Genomic DNA, 17,415 nt, shown 5'->3' with positions numbered 1-17,415 from the left:
CAGGAAAGTCCATGGTAGTCATTCAAGATATTGTCTCCGCGCTCTGGCAACACGATTTTGCCGCACTGGCGGATCCGCACGTGGTGAGCGTGGTGTACTTCGTCATGTTCGCCACGCTGTTTTTAGAAAATGGCCTGCTGCCCGCCTCCTTTTTACCCGGAGACAGCCTGTTATTACTGGCAGGAGCGCTGATCGCTCAGGACGTGATGAGTTTTTTACCTACCATAGCTATTCTGACGGCCGCAGCCAGTCTGGGCTGCTGGCTGAGTTATATTCAGGGACGCTGGCTAGGCAACACGCGCACGGTGAAAGGCTGGCTGGCGCAATTACCGGAAAAATACCATCAGCGCGCAACCTGCATGTTTGACCAACACGGTCTGATGGCGCTGCTGGCAGGGCGTTTTCTGGCGTTTGTTCGCACCTTGCTGCCAACGATGGCGGGCATTTCAGGGCTTCCTAACCGTCGGTTCCAGTTTTTTAACTGGCTGAGTGGCCTGCTGTGGGTCACCGTCGTCACCAGTTTCGGCTATGCGCTGAGCATGATCCCGTTCGTTAAACGCCATGAAGATCAGGTGATGACCTTTTTAATGATCCTGCCGATTGCCCTGTTAACCGCAGGTCTGTTGGGAACATTGTTCGTGGTGATTAAAAAAAAATACTGTAGCGCCTGAGTATTATCCGTAGCCGGGGTAATCCCCGGCATTTTGCCTGATGGCGCGCAGCTTTATAGCCTACGGTGTACCTGTCAGGCCTACAAGAAATCAACTCCCCTGCATCATACGAATTCTTGCCGCATCTTCCCCCGGCGTTACGCCAAAGAAACGTTTGAACTCCCGACTGAATTGCGATGCGCTCTCATAACCGACGCGCATGGCAGCCGCACTGGCCTTCATTCCATCGTGAATCATCATCATCCGCGCTTTATGCAGGCGATAACTCTTAAGATATTGCAGCGGCGACGTGCTGGTAACCGCTTTAAAATTATGATGAAACGCCGACACGCTCATGTTCGCCTCTGCCGCCAGCTGTTCTACATTGAGGTTTTCGGTGTATTTGGTTTCAATCCGCTTCAGTACCCGGCTTATCAAACTGAAATGCGTCTGGCGACTGACCAGCGCAAGCAAGGCACCGCCACGCGGCCCGGTCAACACATGGTAGAGGATCTCGCGAATAATCTGTTTCCCCAGAATGCGCGCATCCAGCGGCCGCTCCATTACATCCAGCAGGCGCTCTGCGGCACAGAGAATTTCGTCAGAGAGTGTCGCAGAGTTAATCCCACTGGCAGCCATGGCGGGCTGGAACAGTTCGTCTTCCCCAATGTCCATCAGCAGCTCCTGCAATTGCAGAATATCGACATTCAGGTAAATACCGGCCAGAGGAACCTCCGGCGTCGCATAGGTTTCACATTCAAAGGGTAAAGGTACGGTTAGCAGCAGGTATTCGTTGGCGTCATAGCGAAATATGCGCTCATTGATGTAACCAATTTTATGTCCCGAAAAGAGAAATATGATGCCTGGCTGATACATGACTGGTGTACGTGCCGCCGGCTCCGTACCGTATAGCAGGCGGACATCTGGCAGCAGTTCGTTAAGTCTATTTTCATTGCTTTTCAGCTGCTTAATTTTATCTGTCAGCAGAAGGCAGATCTCATCACGGTTCATGGAGCACCATTTCATCATCGGTTTTCGACCCTGACATAATGCGCAGATTTATCCGTTTTCTCCAGCAGTCTGTAGAAATGGGCAAGACATCGGCAGAAATGAGCATTGAGAGCAGCGCGGCGGGCGACCACAATGTTCATCATCCGGCAGACACTCTCCTGCCCTCTTTTATTACCCACCAAAGGGAACGAGCAATGAACAACTTTAATCTCCATACCCCAACACGTATTTTGTTTGGTAAAGGCGCGATTGCTGAGCTGCGCGATCAAATTCCTCAGGACGCTCGCGTACTGGTTACCTACGGCGGCGGCAGCGTGAAAAAAACCGGCGTCCTGGCACAGGTTCAGGACGCGCTAAAAGGCCTGGATGTGCTGGAGTTTGGCGGTATCGAGCCAAACCCGTCTTACGAAACGCTGATGAACGCAGTAAAAATCGTGCGTGATGAGAAAGTGACGTTTCTGCTGGCAGTAGGTGGCGGTTCAGTGCTGGACGGCACCAAATTCATCGCGGCAGCGGCACAGTACGCTGACAGCATCGATCCATGGCGCATTCTGGAAACCCACGGCAGCGACGTAACAAGCGCCATCCCGATGGGCTCCGTATTAACCCTGCCTGCAACCGGCTCTGAATCTAACTCCGGCGCGGTAATTTCGCGTAAAACCACCGGCGATAAACTGGCCTTTATGACCCCGTTTGTGCAGCCAGTATTTGCCGTACTGGATCCGGTTTACACCTACACCCTGCCGCCGCGTCAGGTTGCAAACGGCGTTGTGGATGCTTTTGTTCATACCGTGGAACAGTATGTGACTTATCCGGTAGACGGGAAAATTCAGGATCGCTTTGCCGAAGGCATTCTGCTCACGCTGGTAGAAGAAGGTCCGAAAGCCTTGCAGGAGCCGGAAAACTACAACGTGCGTGCGAACGTCATGTGGGCGGCAACCCAGGCGCTGAACGGCCTGATTGGCGCAGGCGTACCGCAGGACTGGGCAACGCATATGTTGGGCCATGAACTGACCGCAATGCATGGTCTGGATCATGCTCAAACGCTGGCCATCGTTCTGCCAGCGCTGTGGAATGAAAAACGTGATACCAAGCGTGCCAAACTGCTGCAATACGCAGAGCGTATCTGGAATATCACCGAAGGTTCCGACGACCAGCGCATCGACGCCGCCATTGCCGCTACCCGCACTTTCTTCGAACAAATGGGTGTACCCACTCGCCTGTCTGACTACGGCCTGGACGGTAGCTCTATCCCGGCATTGCTGGAAAAACTGGAAGCACACGGTGGTACGCAACTGGGCGAACATCAGGACATTACGCTTGAAGTCAGCCGTCGGATTTACGAAGCTGCCCGCTAAGGTTTTTTAACCTCCGCCTTTCGTTTTTGGGTATTTATACCAGGCTTAAGTCACACCTAACTCACCGGGGGCTGCCCCGGTGACTGTAATCCAGGGGGGGAATTATGACCGGTCCAACCATTATCAAACTACAGGATGGTAACGTCATGCCGCAACTGGGCCTGGGGGTCTGGAAGGCAAGCAACGAAGAAGTCATCACCGCCATTCATAAAGCGCTGGAAGTGGGGTATCGCTCAATTGATACCGCTGCTGCGTACAAAAACGAAGAAGGTGTCGGCAAAGCAATACGCGATGCTGGCGTACCACGGGACGAGTTATTCATCACCACCAAGCTGTGGAATGATGACCAAAAACGCCCCCGGGAAGCCTTGCTCGAAAGCATGGAAAAACTCCAGCTTGATTACCTCGATCTATACCTGATGCACTGGCCGGTTCCGGCGATCGACCACTACGTTGAAGCGTGGGAAAACATGATCGACCTGCAAAAAGAAGGTCTGATTAAGAGCATCGGCGTGTGCAACTTTCAGATCAATCATCTCCAGCGGTTGATGGATGAAACCGGCGTACCTCCAGTGATTAACCAGATCGAACTTCATCCGCTTATGCAACAGCGCCAACTGCACGCCTGGAACGCAACGCATAAAATCCAGACCGAATCCTGGAGCCCGCTGGCGCAGGGCGGCAAAGACGTCTTTGATCAAAAGATCATCCGTGACCTCGCCGAGAAATATGGCAAATCACCGGCGCAGATTGTCATCCGCTGGCACCTGGATAGCGGGCTGGTGGTGATTCCGAAATCAGTCACCCCGGCGCGTATCGCAGAAAACTTTAACGTCTGGGACTTCCGCCTGGATAAAGACGAATTAGGCGAAATCGCGAAACTCGATCAGGGCAAACGTCTGGGGCCAGACCCGGATCAGTTCGGCGGTTAACCCCTTCCCTCCAGCCCGACACTCTCGTCGGGCCTTTACTGATTTGAAATATCAGGAAACAATTCACGCACATATATTGATGTATTTCTTGCAGTCGCTGGAGCAGCATTACGCAACATAACTTGTTAATTATTAAATAAATATATTTATTTGATGAATATATTCACCATATCCATAGGTGCGTAAGCGTGACTGAGAAAAAAAGTAGCGGAGTCAAATGGCTTCCATTAATTCTTATAATATTCATTTCTGCCGGACTGTGGCAACTTACCCCTCCCTCGGGGTTAAGTGCGCCAGCCTGGCATTCGGCAATTATCTTCGTCGCGACGATTGCCTCTATCGTGGCAAAAGTTTTACCCATCGGCGCGGTCGGCATTATTGGGATTACGGTTTTTGCACTCGCCTATGCTGCCGGGGATAAAACCGCCAGCGGCGCTATCACCACGGCACTGAGTGAGCTGAACAGTTCACTTATCTGGCTTATCGTCGTGGCTTTTATGATTGCCCGCGGATTTATCAAAACTGGCCTCGGACGACGCATTGCGCTGCAGATGATCCGTCTGCTCGGCAAGCGCACGCTGGGACTCGCCTATGGTCTGGCTTTTGCCGATCTGATCCTCTCCCCGGCAATGCCGAGTAATACAGCACGCTGCGGCGGCGTCATCTATCCGATTGCTGACTCTCTGGCACGCAGTTTCCATTCGAACCCGGAAGATGAGTCCCGCAGTAAAATCGGTACCTTTCTTATCACCTGTATTGGCAACGTCAACGACGTCACCGCCGCGCTCTTTATGACCGGATATACCGGCAACCTGTTGGCGGTGAAACTGGCGGCCAATGCAGGCGTCACGCTGACCTGGGGCGGCTGGTTTATGGCGGCGCTGCTGCCATGCCTGGTGTCCTTACTGCTGGTTCCACTGCTGGTCTACTGGATCGTGCGCCCGGAAATTAAGCACACGCCGGATGCCCCGAATCTGGCGCGCAAAGAGCTGGCGGAAATGGGCAGTATGTCTCGCGGCGAATGGCTGATGCTGGCTACCGTCGGCGTACTGCTGGTGCTATGGATTTTTGGCGATACGTTAGGCGTCGACGCCACCACTGCCTCGTTCGTGGGGCTGTCCATTTTATTGCTAAGCGGTGTTCTGAGCTGGGAAGATGTGAAGAGCGAGAAAGGTGCATGGGACACACTGATTTGGTTTGCCGCGCTGTTGATGATGGCGAACCAGCTGAAAAAACTGGGCTTCACCACCTGGTTTGGCAATCTGATCGGCGATAGCCTGAGCAGTACTATGCACGGTACCAGTTGGGTGATCGTCCTGCTGCTGCTGAACGCCGCCTACTTCTACACCCACTACTTTTTTGCCAGCGGTAATGCACAGATTGCCGCGCTGTACGCCGTTTTCCTCGGCGTCGGTCTGCATCTGAATATTCCCGCAGCCCCCACGGCATTAATGCTGGCCTTCACCAGCAGTTTGTACTGCTCGCTCACCCAGTACACCCACGCTCGCGGTCCAATCCTGTTTGGTGCCGGGTATGTTCCAACGGGCGTCTGGTGGCGCACAGGATTTATCATCAGCTTGTTTAACCAGGCGGTGTTTATCACCGTGGGTCTTATGTGGTGGAAGGTGTTGGGTCTGTACTAAACTGACTGCGTCCAGACGAATCACCTTACCTGCGGAGAAAAGGAATGACCTGTATTTTCTGTCAAATAGTTGAAGGTAAAGCCCCCTGCCATAAGGTCTGGGAAGACGAGCATCATCTGGCTTTTCTGTCGATTTTCCCGAACACCGACGGTTTTACCGTGGTGATCCCGAAAAAGCATTATCCCAGCTATGCCTTCGATATGCCGCCGCAGGCACTGGCTGATCTGATGCTGGCAACCCAAAAAGTGGCTAAGAAACTGGATAAGGCTTTCCCGGATGTCAGTCGTACAGGGATGTTCTTCGAAGGTTTCGGCGTAGACCATGTACACAGCAAATTAAGCCCCATGCATGGCACTGGCGATCTAACCCACTGGAAACCGATTGAAGCGCGGCAGAATAAATTTTTCGAGCAATATGAAGGATATCTGTCGTCACATGACCACGAACGAGCGGATGATGCAAAACTGGCCGCATTAGCGGCCAGAATTCGTGAAGCATAAATACTGCGTCTTTCTACCGGATGGCGGTACAAGGAACTTATCCGGCCTACAAAACTGTGCTGTACGTAGGCCGGATTAGCTTTCACCATCGGGCAAGACAGATTAGCGCCCTGCCACTTTCCCGCGTTTTTTGTTTGCAGCAGGCGTCTGGCGCTGATGCGCCACCGGTGTGTGCTTGGTCAACGCCGGACGGGTATGACGGTTCTGGCGACGCGCTTCGCGCATCTCTTCCAGCGTAGGTGCCGGGACCAGACATTCGCGACGACCGCCGATCAGATGCTTTTTACCCATATCTTCCAGCGCCTGGCGGATTAACGGCCAGTTAGCTGGATCGTGGTAACGCAGCAGGGCTTTATGCAAACGACGCTGCTTATCACCTTTCGGCACCACCACATCTTCACTCTTATAACCAATTTTACCCAGCGGGTTTTTCCCGGTGTAATACATGGTTGTGGAGTTCGCCAACGGCGATGGATAGAAGTTCTGCACCTGATCCAGACGGAAACGACGTTGCTTCAGCCACAACGCCAGATTCACCATATCTTCGTCACGCGTACCTGGGTGCGCGGAAATAAAGTACGGGATCAGATACTGCTCTTTACCCGCCTGTTTAGAGTAGGTATCGAACAATTCCTTAAAGCGATCGTAGCTGCCCATCCCCGGCTTCATCATCTTCGACAGCGGGCCTTCTTCGGTATGCTCTGGCGCAATCTTGAGATAACCGCCAACGTGGTGGGTCGCCAGCTCTTTGATATAGCGTGGGTCTTCAACCGCGATGTCATAGCGCACGCCCGAAGCGATGAGGATCTTTTTAATGCCTTTCAAATCACGCGCTCGACGATAAAGGTTAATCGTCGGTTCGTGGTTGGTGTCCATATGCGGACAGATATCCGGGTAGACGCATGACAGACGACGGCAGGTCTGTTCCGCGCGCGGTGACTTGCAGCGCAGCATATACATGTTTGCCGTTGGGCCGCCGAGATCGGAAATCACGCCGGTAAAGCCCGGAACGGTGTCGCGAATGGCTTCGATTTCATTGATGATCGAGTCTTCAGAGCGGCTCTGGATGATACGACCTTCGTGCTCGGTGATCGAACAGAACGAACAGCCGCCAAAGCAGCCACGCATAATGTTGATCGAGAAACGGATCATCTCATAGGCCGGAATGCGGCTGTCGCCATACGCCGGATGCGGCACGCGTTTGTACGGCAGCGCAAAGACGCTATCCATCTCTTCGGTAGAGAGCGGAATGGCTGGCGGGTTGATCCAGATGTAGCGATCGCCGTGCTTTTGCATCAGCGCACGCGCACAACCTGGGTTGGTTTCGTGGTGCAGGATACGCGACGCATGCGCATACAGCACTTTATCGCCCTTCACTTTTTCGAAGGACGGCAGCAGCACGTAGGTTTTCTCCCACGGTTTCGGGCGCGGCGGTTGTACGGTTACCGCTTTCGCTTCCTGCTTTTTCGGTGCGACCGGTTTGTTGTCAGCACACGGCAGATCTTCACCATACGGATGCGGGATCGGGTCAATCTTGCCCGGCGTGTCGAGGCGCGTGGAATCCACCCCACTCCAGCCCGGCAGCGCTTCTTTAACCATAATCGCAGTGTTACGCACGTCGCGGATCTGATCGATGGTTTCGCCCATCGCCAGACGATGCGCCACTTCCACCAGCGGACGTTCGCCGTTGCCGAACATCAGCATGTCGGCTTTGGAATCCACCAGAACAGAGCGGCGAACGGTATCAGACCAATAGTCATAGTGCGCAGTACGGCGCAGGCTGGCCTCAATACCGCCGAGAATAACCGGCACATCTTTCCATGCTTCTTTACAGCGCTGGGTATAGACCAGCGTGGCGCGGTCCGGACGTTTGCCCGCAACGTTGTCCGGTGTGTAGGCATCGTCATGGCGCAGTCGGCGATCTGCGGTGTAGCGGTTGATCATCGAATCCATGTTGCCTGCGGTCACACCAAAGAACAGGTTCGGTTTGCCCAAACGCATAAAATCGTCTTTGTTGTTCCACTCCGGCTGGGCGATAATCCCTACGCGAAAGCCTTGTGCTTCCAGCATACGTCCGCAAATTGCCATGCCAAAGCTGGGATGATCGACGTATGCATCGCCGGTAACCAGAATGATGTCGCAGCTATCCCAGCCAAGTTGGTCCATTTCGTCGCGTGACATCGGCAAAAACGGTGCCGGGCCAAAACAGGCAGCCCAGTACTGCGGCCAGGAGAAAAGGTCTCTGTCCGGCTGGATCAGGGATATTGCGCTCATAATGCTTCCAAAAATGGTAAAAAAATAATCAAAGGCCGAGGATTATACGCTGTATGTCGGCAAGAAATGAAGTGGAGTCTGAACCAGACCAGTAGAAAGTTATATAAATTGTTAAATTTTACGACGATCATTTTTATCAATCATAATTAACACCATGCCAGCCAGCTGAGATAACTCTTTTTCGGCGGGGGATTTTTCATTGCGACTCAACGATTCACTGCATATTTCCCAGTTACGGGTTGTTGTTCACCTGTGCGGATTTCTGGTTCTTCTCTACAGCTTTTCTATGCTGCCACCGATGCTCATCGCTTTGTTAAATAAAGAGCGGAGCTTGTTCGCTTTTTTCAGCACATTTATGACTTTCTTCACCCTCGGCGGCGGGGCGTGGTTGGCAACCAAACATGCGGGTATTCAACTGCGCACCCGGGATGGTTTCGTCATTATCGTCCTGTTCTGGCTGTTGTTTTCGTTTATCAGCGCGATGCCGATGTGGATGGACGATGGCTTAAACCTCTCTTTTGCGGATGCCCTGTTTGAAGGAGTTTCTGGAATTACCACTACAGGCGCAACGGTGATTGATGACGTCAGCGCCTTGCCGAAGTCGTATCTGTACTATCGGGCTCAGCTCAATTTTATTGGCGGTCTGGGTGTTATTGTCCTCGCCGTAGCGGTATTGCCGCTGCTGGGTATTGGTGGCATGAAGCTGTATCAGTCTGAAATGCCGGGCCCTTTTAAAGAAGAGCGCCTCACGCCAAGACTTGCTGATACTGCACGTACGCTGTGGATGACCTATGTCATTCTGGGTCTGATCTGTACTCTGGCCTACTGGGCTGCCGGGATGTCGTTTTTCGACGCCTTATGCCACGGGCTGTCGACGGTCTCTCTCGGCGGATTTTCCTCTCGCAGCGAGAGCATCGGCTTTTATAACAGCCATGCCATTGAGCTTGTCGCCGGGATATTTTCACTGCTGTCTGCATTTAACTTCACCCTCTGGTACGTTGCTATCGTGAAACGTACCTTCAAACCCTTTCGTCGTAATGCCGAATTGCGTTTCTTTTTGCTTATTGCGTTGGTGGTCACTCTGATCGCCACCTGGCAAGTTTGGCGGGCAGGCATGTACGGATTAACGGACAGCCTGGTGCATGCTTTTTTTCTGGCCAGTTCGATGCTGACAGATAATGGCCTGTCGACGGCGGATTACGCACAATGGCCTTCGCACACGATCTTCATGCTGCTCAGCGCCAGTTTCTTCGGCGGTTGTGTGGGATCGACCTGCGGGGGGATTAAGGTGCTGCGCTTTTTGATTATGTTCAAGCAGTGCCGCCAAGAGTTACACCAGCTCGCGCACCCTCGCGCCCTGCTGAATATCAAAGTGGGCAATAGCGTGGTAAGCGACCGGGTAGTGCGTTCGGTATGGAGCTTTTTCTTTCTCTACGTTTTGCTCACCAGCTTTTTTATCTGGGCGCTCAATCTGATGGGCTACGATCTATTCTCCTCTTTCGCCACCGTCGCCGCCTGCATCAACAATATGGGGCTAGGATTTGGCGTCACCGCCACGACATTTGGCACCTTAAACGAGGAAGCAAAGCTACTGATGTGCGCGGCCATGATCATGGGGCGTCTGGAGATTTACCCCATTCTGATCCTGTTCTCGCGCATGTTCTGGCGGGCGTAACGAATACCCCGGCGCATTACGGCGCCGGGTTCACCAACATCTGTCCGATTGAGCCACGATCCGCCATTTCCAGCGTCTGGCTATTAAAGTAGAACGGGAAATGGGCCCAGGAAGGCTGTCCGTAATAAACCAGTAATTCAACCTGGCCATCAACCCAGACAGTATCTTTCCAGCCTCTGTCTTCCGGGAACGGCATCGCGCCATTCACATTACGGATCAGGAACGAGACGCCTTCAATATGGAAGGACTGAGGCATATCCGCCCGCACCGTCCAGCGCTCCCAGGAGCCCTGCTGGGCAGTAATATCCATACGATTGACGTCCCACAGCTGACCGTTGATGCCAGGATCGTCGTCCAGGCTGATATCACGGCTGCGAATCGGCGAACCGCTGAGGATTTCCGTTGGCAGCAGGCGCATTGGCAGGCTGTCAGTCACCAGCGGCAGAAGACCTGTCGGGCGCAACGTCAATACCAGCGTGGAGATGAGAATACTGGAAGGCTCAAAGAACCCGCGGATCCTGTCGACAATACTGGCCGCCTCACCACAGGTGATAGAGACCTCATTACCATTAGTCATATCCACCAGGATCTCACGACGCTCGCCCGGAGCCAGCGAGAGCTGCTTCACCGAAACAGGCGCAGGTAAAAAACCCTGATCGCCGGAAATCACATGCAGAGCACGGCCATCACTCATTTGCAGCTGGTAACGACGCGAGTTTGAAGCGTTCAGCAAACGCAAGCGCACCCAGCCGCGGGAGACTTCGACATACGGGCTTTGCGCCCCATTGACCAGCAGCGTATCACCGACAAAGCCACCGCTGCCGGGCTCGCTGTATTCCGGCGTGCCAAAGTTGTCCAGCCGCTTGTCCTGGATAATGACCGGAAAATCATCCACGCCATAGTGGTTGGGAATAGATAGTGATTTACTCACTTCATCTTCAACCAGCCACATCCCGGCAAGACCGTTATAGACCTGCTGAGCAGTACGATTTGGTGTATTAGCGTGATACCACAACGTGGCGGCATTCTGGCGAATCGGTAGCACCGGCGCCCAGTCAGCATTCGGGGACATCATGCGCGCCGGGCCGCCCATCAGCGGGCCAGGTACCTGTAACCCGGCGACGGTCATCGAGACATTTTCAGTCAGACGGTTGCTGTAGATAAGCTTGACGTCATCCCCTTTCCAGACGCGGATTGTCGGTCCCAGATAGCGGCCGTTAATTCCCCAGACAGGTGCGCGCGTGCCTTGCGTAAAGGACCAGTGCGCACGTTGCAGCGTCATAAATAGCGGCTGCCCCCGGCGGGATTCCAGCAGCGGAGGCACGGGTAACGGTTGTTGCTGACCGGCAGCATTAGCCTTCAGCGGAACAGCACCTGCACACAGTGCGATCCCCGATGCCTGAATGAACTGACGCCGACTGAATGACATATAAACTCCATAAAAAACTGGCTATTAACACGCAGGAAGTCATTTCCTGTAAAAAACCCGAATTGCGCGGATTAAACCTTACCGGCGGCTTCCCGCTCAGCAACTTCTTTATCGAGTTCTGCGATTTTTTGTTCCATCAGCGTGCGGCAATGCGCTGCCAGTTCACGAACCTGATCTTTCCCAAAGTGGCTAATATCCACCGGCGGCAACATCTCGACAATCGCCAGACCATTATTGAGTCGATTGAGTTTTATCTTGTTCGAGGTTGTGGAAACGCACACCGGAATGACCGGGACACCTGCAGCAATCGCTGCATGGAACGCACCGGTTTTAAACGGCAGCAGACCGCGACCACGGCTACGCGTCCCTTCCGGGAACATCCAGATAGAAATGCGACGTTTTTTGAAATGATTCACCACGGCAGCAATGGTGCTGTGCGCTTTAGCGCGGTTGTTTCTGTCAATCAACAGGTTACCAGTTAACCAGTACAGCTGCCCGAAGAAAGGGATCCACAGCAGGCTTTTTTTACCTACTGTCACCGTCGGCGGCTGAACGATATTCGCAGCGGTAACCATGTCATAGTTGTTCTGATGGTTACAAATATAGATAGCATTACCATAGTTCTGCGCGTCTGCCGGCATGCGGCACTCGACCTTCAGGCCATAAAGGGGAGCCAGGCGGCCAAACATATGACCGAACGTTGCGACGTGTTTTGGATTTCGTGGGCTGAACAGACAGTATATGCAACCGAAAATACAGACCAGAACGCAGTAAATAACAGTAATAATTAAACGAAAAATATATAGCATAACAACCTCTAAGGCCTAAGAGCCTGGCATTTTACGTCACCTGATTCATCATGCGGTATCAGGTTAGGGCTTTGTTAAGGGCGGCTCTCTGGAAAAGCGTATTGTTAATCGCAACGCACGAATAAACAACGGTTTCACGGGAATTTTTAACGTTGGCTCTCCCTGGGCTTTAACAGGGAGAGCCGGACGGTAGCGTTATTCTTCGCTGTCGCCGTGACTGGCGCGTCGAGGCGAGTCAATCTCAATGCTGTCGATACGCTGCAGACCACGCATTAGCGTGCCGCGACGACCGCGCTCACCGGTCACTTTCTGCAACTCTTCAGGACGCAGTTTGATTTTGCGCTTACCGACGTGGATGGTCAGCGTGCTCTGCGGCGGCAGCACGTAAAGTTGCGCCAGACCATCCTCGCCTTTCGCCGCTTCCGCTGAAGGGATATTAATGATCTTGTTCCCTTTGCCTTTCGACAACTGCGGTAAATCGCTCACCGGGAACATCAACATGCGACCGGCCTGGGTAATAGCCAGTAGCATGTCGGTTTCATCTTCAATCACCACCGGCTGCATCACGCGCGCATTTTCTGGCAGCGTAATCAACGCCTTACCAGCACGGTTACGTGCGACCAGGTCACTGAAGGTGCAGACAAAACCGTAGCCCGCATCGGAGGCCATCAGCAGTTTCTGATCGTCGCCTTCCATCAGCATGTGCTCAACCGTCGCGCCTGGCGGCAGCGTGAGCTTCCCGGTCAGCGGTTCACCCTGACCACGCGCCGACGGCAGCGTAATCGGGTCGATGGCATAGCTGCGTCCGGTCGAGTCCACGAACACCACCGGCTGGTTGCTCTTACCCTTCACTGCCGACTTAAAGCTGTCGCCCGCTTTATAGCTTAATCCCGGTGCATCGATGTCGTGGCCTTTGGCGCTACGCACCCAGCCACTCTGGGACAACACAATGGTCACCGGCTCAGATGGCAGCATGTCGTGCTCGCTCATCGCCTTCGCTTCTTCGCGCTCCTGCAACGGAGAACGACGATCGTCGCCATAGGCGTCTGCATCGGCCTGCAGCTCTTTCTTCAGCAGGTTACTCATTTTACGTTCGGAAGCCAGAATGGCCTGCAACTGATCGCGCTCTTTCGCCAGCTCATCCTGCTCACCGCGGATTTTCATCTCTTCGAGTTTGGCAAGGTGGCGCAATTTCAGCTCAAGGATGGCTTCAGCCTGGGTTTCAGAAATGCCAAACCGCGACATCAGCTCAGGCTTAGGTTCATCTTCATGACGAATAATTTCGATTACTTCGTCAATGTTGAGGAACGCCACCAGCAAACCTTCAAGGATGTGCAGGCGCTTGAGCACTTTTTCCAGACGATAATTCAGGCGGCGACGCACGGTATCGCGGCGGAACGCCAGCCATTCGGTGAGGATCTCCAACAGGTTTTTCACCGCCGGACGACCATCAAGACCGATCATGTTCAGGTTGATACGGTAGCTTTTTTCGAGATCGGTAGTGGCAAACAGGTGGTTCATCACCTGCTCCATATCCACACGATTCGAGCGCGGGACAATCACCAGACGGGTCGGGTTTTCGTGATCCGATTCGTCGCGCAGGTCGTCTACCATCGGCAGCTTTTTATTGCGCATTTGAGCGGCGATCTGCTCCAGCACTTTTGCCCCGGAAACCTGATGCGGCAGCGCGGAAATCACCACCGCGCCGTCTTCTTTCGTCCATACCGCACGCATACGTACGGAGCCGCGTCCGTTTTCGTAAATTTTACGAATCTCCGCGCGAGAGGTAATGATCTCCGCTTCGGTCGGGTAATCCGGCCCTTGCACGATATCCAGCAACTGATCCAGCGTCGTTTTCGGCTGCTCAATCAGAGTAATCGCTGCTTTTGCCACTTCACGCAGGTTATGTGGCGGAATGTCCGTTGCCATACCAACGGCAATACCGGTCGTACCGTTCAGCAGAATATTTGGCAGACGCGCAGGCAGCATCTTCGGCTCCTGCATGGTGCCGTCGAAGTTTGGCACCCAGTCCGACGTTCCCTGACCGAGTTCGCCCAGCAAGACTTCCGCATATTTAGACAGGCGTGATTCGGTATAACGCATCGCCGCGAAGGATTTCGGATCGTCCGGTGCCCCCCAGTTCCCCTGCCCGTCAACCAGCGGGTAACGGTAAGAGAACGGCTGCGCCATCAGCACCATCGCTTCATAGCAGGCGCTGTCGCCATGCGGATGGTATTTACCCAGCACGTCACCGACGGTACGGGCGGATTTTTTAAATTTGGCGCTGGCATTCAGCCCCAGTTCGGACATCGCGTACACGATGCGACGCTGAACGGGTTTCAAACCATCGCCAATAAACGGCAACGCCCTGTCCATGATGACGTACATGGAATAGTTCAGATAGGCGTTTTCCGTGAATTCATGCAGCGCCAGGCGCTCTGCCATATCGCTCATTAATCGTGGTTCCTCAACTTTGTACCCCTCTATTGAAGGGCAATATTGCCGCAGATACTACCCTATCTGGCGTGTTGAGTCACAAAGAAAAGGGCCGCGAATGCGGCCCTGATGGGGATTACTTAGCAACTTTGGTAATCTGTTTCACGTCGATTTCAACGGAGTTCCAGTCTTTATCCACTTCACCCTGGATTTCAACCACATCCTGCGGTGTGACGGTTACGCCGTTCCAGCGCTTGTGGTCGATATCCACATTCACCGTGCCGGTCGCATCTTTAAACACGTACAGGTCGTCGGAAATACGCTCAACGATGTTCCCACGCAGGGTAACCCAGGTGTCATCACGCAGTGATTTGGCGCTTTCTACCGTCGTGCTGCTACCGTTCGGGCCGACAAATCCGCCGTTTTGGCTCTGCGTGGTGGTTGTCGTTGGCCCAGAGAAGCCGCCCTGCTGAGCTGCCAGAACAGGTGCGGAACACAGTGCCATTACGGCAACCATTGCAGCTAATTTTTTCATCGTCATGTCTCCCTTTCATGTTGGTTTACGACTATTAAATAAGTTAATCCTTAACAAGTTCTTAAGGCAAAAAAAGATACTTTTTTTGCTGTACAGAGACTGTAGCCACAGGTTTACTGACTGCAAATGAGTTATCGCAGGGATGAACATATGCGTATTTTACTGATCGAAGATGACACGTTGATTGGCGATGGCCTGAAAACAGGTCTGAGTAAAATGGGTTTCAGCATCGACTGGTTTACCGAAGGTCGCCAAGGGAAAGAAGCACTCTACAGCGCACCTTATGATGCGGTAATCCTCGACCTGACACTGCCGGGCATAGACGGACGGGACATTTTGCGCGAATGGCGAGCCAACGGAAAGCAGGAGCCTGTGCTGATTCTGACCGCTCGCGACGCGCTGGCAGAACGCGTTGAAGGCCTGCGCCTGGGCGCAGATGACTATCTGTGCAAACCCTTTGCGCTGATCGAAGTTGCCGCCAGACTGGAGGCACTGGTACGTCGTGCCAGCGGCCAGGCCAGCAACACATTGTGCCATGGCCAGGTAACGCTCGATCCCGGCGCGCTGGTCGCCACGGCGGCGGGTGAACCTTTGTCACTCAAACCTAAAGAGTTCGCGCTGCTGGAACTGCTGATGCGCAACAAAGGTCGCGTCCTGCCCCGCAAACTGATTGAAGAAAAACTGTATACCTGGGACGAAAATGTCTCCAGCAATGCGGTTGAGGTCCATGTCCATCACTTACGCCGTAAGCTCGGCAGCGACTTTATCCGTACCGTACATGGCATTGGCTATACCCTGGGTGACGCATGAAACTCACACAACGCCTCAGCCTGCGAGTCAGGCTAACGCTTATTTTTCTGATTCTGGCATCAGCGACCTGGGCCGTATCCAGTTTTGTGGCCTGGAGGCAGACTACCGATAATGTCGATGAACTGTTTGATACGCAGCTGATGCTGTTCGCCAAGCGGCTTAGCACGCTGGATATCAGCGATGTCACCACCTCAAGCACGATGGCCCGCACGCCAAAAAAACTGAAACATGGCCATATTGATGACGACGCACTGGCGTTTGCCATCTACTCCACCGACGGCAAAATGGTGCTACACGATGGCGACAATGGCCAGGATATTCCCTACAGCTACAGCCGGGAGGGGTTTAGCGACGGCCAACTCAGGGGCGACAACGATTCCTGGCGCTTCCTGTGGCTGAATTCCGCTGATGGAAAATATCGCATTGTGGTGGGCCAGGAGTGGGAATACCGGGAGGATATGGCGCTGTCGATCCTTACCGCACAGTTAACCCCGTGGCTGGTTGCGCTGCCGCTGATGTTGCTGATCCTGGTGGTCATGCTGAGTCGCGAACTCAGGCCGCTAAAAAAACTGGCGCAAGCTCTGCGCTGGCGCGCCCCGGAGTCAGAAGAACCGCTCGACCCGAAAGGTGTGCCAAGCGAAGTGCGCCCGCTGGTTGAATCGCTTAATCAGCTGTTTACCCGTATCCACTCTATGATGGTCCGCGAACGACGCTTTACCTCTGACGCTGCTCACGAGCTACGCAGTCCGTTGACCGCGCTGAAGGTGCAAACCGAAGTGGTGCAACTGTCAGACGACGACCCGCAAACGCGGGAAAAAGCGCTGGTGCAGCTGCAGGCGGGAATTGAACGCGCCACCCGACTGGTCGATCAGCTCCTGACGCTTTCGCGCCTCGACTCCCTCGATAATCTTCAGGATGTGGCAGAAATCTCGCTGGAGGAGCTACTGCAATCCGCGGTGATGGATATCTACCACCCGGCCCTGCAGGCGCATATTGACGTACGTTTGCAGATTAACGCACACAATATCACGCGCACAGGACAGCCGCTGTTGCTGAGCCTGATGGTACGAAATCTGCTGGATAATGCCATTCGCTACAGTCCGCAGGGGAGCATTGTGGAAGTGACGCTCAACGCCCGTAACTTCAGCGTCAAAGATAATGGTCCTGGCGTTGCGCCGGAGGTACTTACACACATCGGTGAACGCTTTTATCGTCCACCGGGACAAAGCGTGACCGGCAGCGGCCTCGGCCTGTCGATTGTCCGCCGTATCGCAACACTGCATGGAATGTCAGCCTCGTTTGGCAATGCCCCGGAAGGTGGCTTTGAAGCAAAAGTCAGTTGGTAATTGCGTT

14 protein-coding genes are annotated in these 17,415 nt (G+C 53.7%); 8 read left to right on the top strand and 6 right to left on the bottom strand.

Annotation, left to right across the window (positions count from 1 at the left end; all coding sequences use genetic code 11):
- The first annotated feature begins 11 nt into the window (after nt 1-11).
- On the top strand, nt 12-671 hold the full coding sequence (yghB, locus tag OGY06_RS02510) for a DedA family general envelope maintenance protein YghB (protein WP_003024510.1): 660 nt from the start codon (nt 12-14) through the stop codon (nt 669-671).
- A gap of 90 nt (nt 672-761) precedes the next feature.
- On the opposite strand, the gene OGY06_RS02505 is transcribed toward yghB, so the two are convergent.
- Nucleotides 762-1,661, bottom strand: coding sequence for an AraC family transcriptional regulator (locus OGY06_RS02505; protein ID WP_032934199.1), 900 nt, complete (start codon nt 1,659-1,661; stop codon nt 762-764).
- A 194-nt stretch (nt 1,662-1,855) separates the two neighbouring features.
- Here OGY06_RS02505 and yqhD point away from each other — a divergent pair, with 194 nt between their 5' ends.
- The 4 genes from yqhD (at nt 1,856) to OGY06_RS02485 (ending at nt 6,094) form a co-directional block, all read left to right on the top strand.
- On the top strand, nt 1,856-3,019 hold the full coding sequence (gene yqhD, locus OGY06_RS02500) for an alcohol dehydrogenase (RefSeq protein ID WP_126317410.1): 1,164 nt from the start codon (nt 1,856-1,858) through the stop codon (nt 3,017-3,019).
- 104 nt (nt 3,020-3,123) lie between these two features.
- Complete coding sequence (gene dkgA / locus OGY06_RS02495; RefSeq protein WP_008785816.1) at nt 3,124-3,951, top strand: 2,5-didehydrogluconate reductase DkgA; 828 nt, start codon at nt 3,124-3,126, stop codon at nt 3,949-3,951.
- A 188-nt stretch (nt 3,952-4,139) separates the two neighbouring features.
- Nucleotides 4,140-5,594 carry a DASS family sodium-coupled anion symporter gene (locus tag OGY06_RS02490; RefSeq protein WP_003828381.1) on the top strand — a complete coding sequence of 485 codons (1,455 nt, stop codon included), beginning with the start codon at nt 4,140-4,142 and terminating at the stop codon, nt 5,592-5,594.
- A 44-nt stretch (nt 5,595-5,638) separates the two neighbouring features.
- Nucleotides 5,639-6,094, top strand: coding sequence for an HIT family protein (locus tag OGY06_RS02485; protein ID WP_008785817.1), 456 nt, complete (start codon nt 5,639-5,641; stop codon nt 6,092-6,094).
- A gap of 102 nt (nt 6,095-6,196) precedes the next feature.
- On the opposite strand, the gene OGY06_RS02480 is transcribed toward OGY06_RS02485, so the two are convergent.
- Nucleotides 6,197-8,368 (bottom strand): YgiQ family radical SAM protein, encoded by a 2,172-nt coding sequence (locus OGY06_RS02480; RefSeq protein WP_003024532.1) that lies wholly within the window; start codon nt 8,366-8,368, stop codon nt 6,197-6,199.
- Between the two features lie 199 nt (nt 8,369-8,567).
- Between OGY06_RS02480 and OGY06_RS02475 the strand changes: the two genes are divergently transcribed.
- Nucleotides 8,568-10,043: a TrkH family potassium uptake protein gene (locus OGY06_RS02475; protein WP_164562480.1), complete on the top strand. Its 1,476-nt coding sequence runs from the start codon at nt 8,568-8,570 to the stop codon at nt 10,041-10,043.
- A 16-nt stretch (nt 10,044-10,059) separates the two neighbouring features.
- Here OGY06_RS02475 and ftsP read toward each other — a convergent pair whose 3' ends face one another.
- From ftsP to OGY06_RS02455, 4 genes are all read right to left on the bottom strand, one after another.
- On the bottom strand, nt 10,060-11,472 hold the full coding sequence (gene ftsP, locus OGY06_RS02470) for a cell division protein FtsP (RefSeq protein ID WP_008785819.1): 1,413 nt from the start codon (nt 11,470-11,472) through the stop codon (nt 10,060-10,062).
- Between the two features lie 71 nt (nt 11,473-11,543).
- Nucleotides 11,544-12,281 carry a 1-acylglycerol-3-phosphate O-acyltransferase gene (gene plsC / locus OGY06_RS02465; protein WP_003024540.1) on the bottom strand — a complete coding sequence of 246 codons (738 nt, stop codon included), beginning with the start codon at nt 12,279-12,281 and terminating at the stop codon, nt 11,544-11,546.
- A gap of 195 nt (nt 12,282-12,476) precedes the next feature.
- Nucleotides 12,477-14,735 (bottom strand): DNA topoisomerase IV subunit A, encoded by a 2,259-nt coding sequence (parC, locus tag OGY06_RS02460; protein WP_286604608.1) that lies wholly within the window; start codon nt 14,733-14,735, stop codon nt 12,477-12,479.
- Nucleotides 14,736-14,853: 118 nt separating this feature from the next.
- Nucleotides 14,854-15,252: a YgiW/YdeI family stress tolerance OB fold protein gene (locus OGY06_RS02455; protein ID WP_003024544.1), complete on the bottom strand. Its 399-nt coding sequence runs from the start codon at nt 15,250-15,252 to the stop codon at nt 14,854-14,856.
- Nucleotides 15,253-15,402: 150 nt separating this feature from the next.
- Between OGY06_RS02455 and qseB the strand changes: the two genes are divergently transcribed.
- On the top strand, nt 15,403-16,062 hold the full coding sequence (gene qseB / locus OGY06_RS02450; RefSeq protein WP_003828394.1) for a quorum sensing response regulator transcription factor QseB: 660 nt from the start codon (nt 15,403-15,405) through the stop codon (nt 16,060-16,062).
- The gene (qseC, locus tag OGY06_RS02445; protein WP_286604605.1) at nt 16,059-17,408 is read left to right on the top strand and encodes a quorum sensing histidine kinase QseC; all 1,350 of its coding nucleotides are present in this window, start codon (nt 16,059-16,061) and stop codon (nt 17,406-17,408) included. The genes qseB and qseC overlap by 4 nt, the downstream gene beginning before the upstream one ends.
- The last annotated feature ends 7 nt before the right edge of the window (nt 17,409-17,415 follow it).

This window comes from Citrobacter sp. Cpo147, assembly GCF_030332405.1.
GTDB classification, from domain to species: Bacteria; Pseudomonadota; Gammaproteobacteria; order Enterobacterales; family Enterobacteriaceae; genus Citrobacter; species Citrobacter portucalensis.
This window is presented reverse-complemented; position numbering and strand designations above follow the sequence as displayed.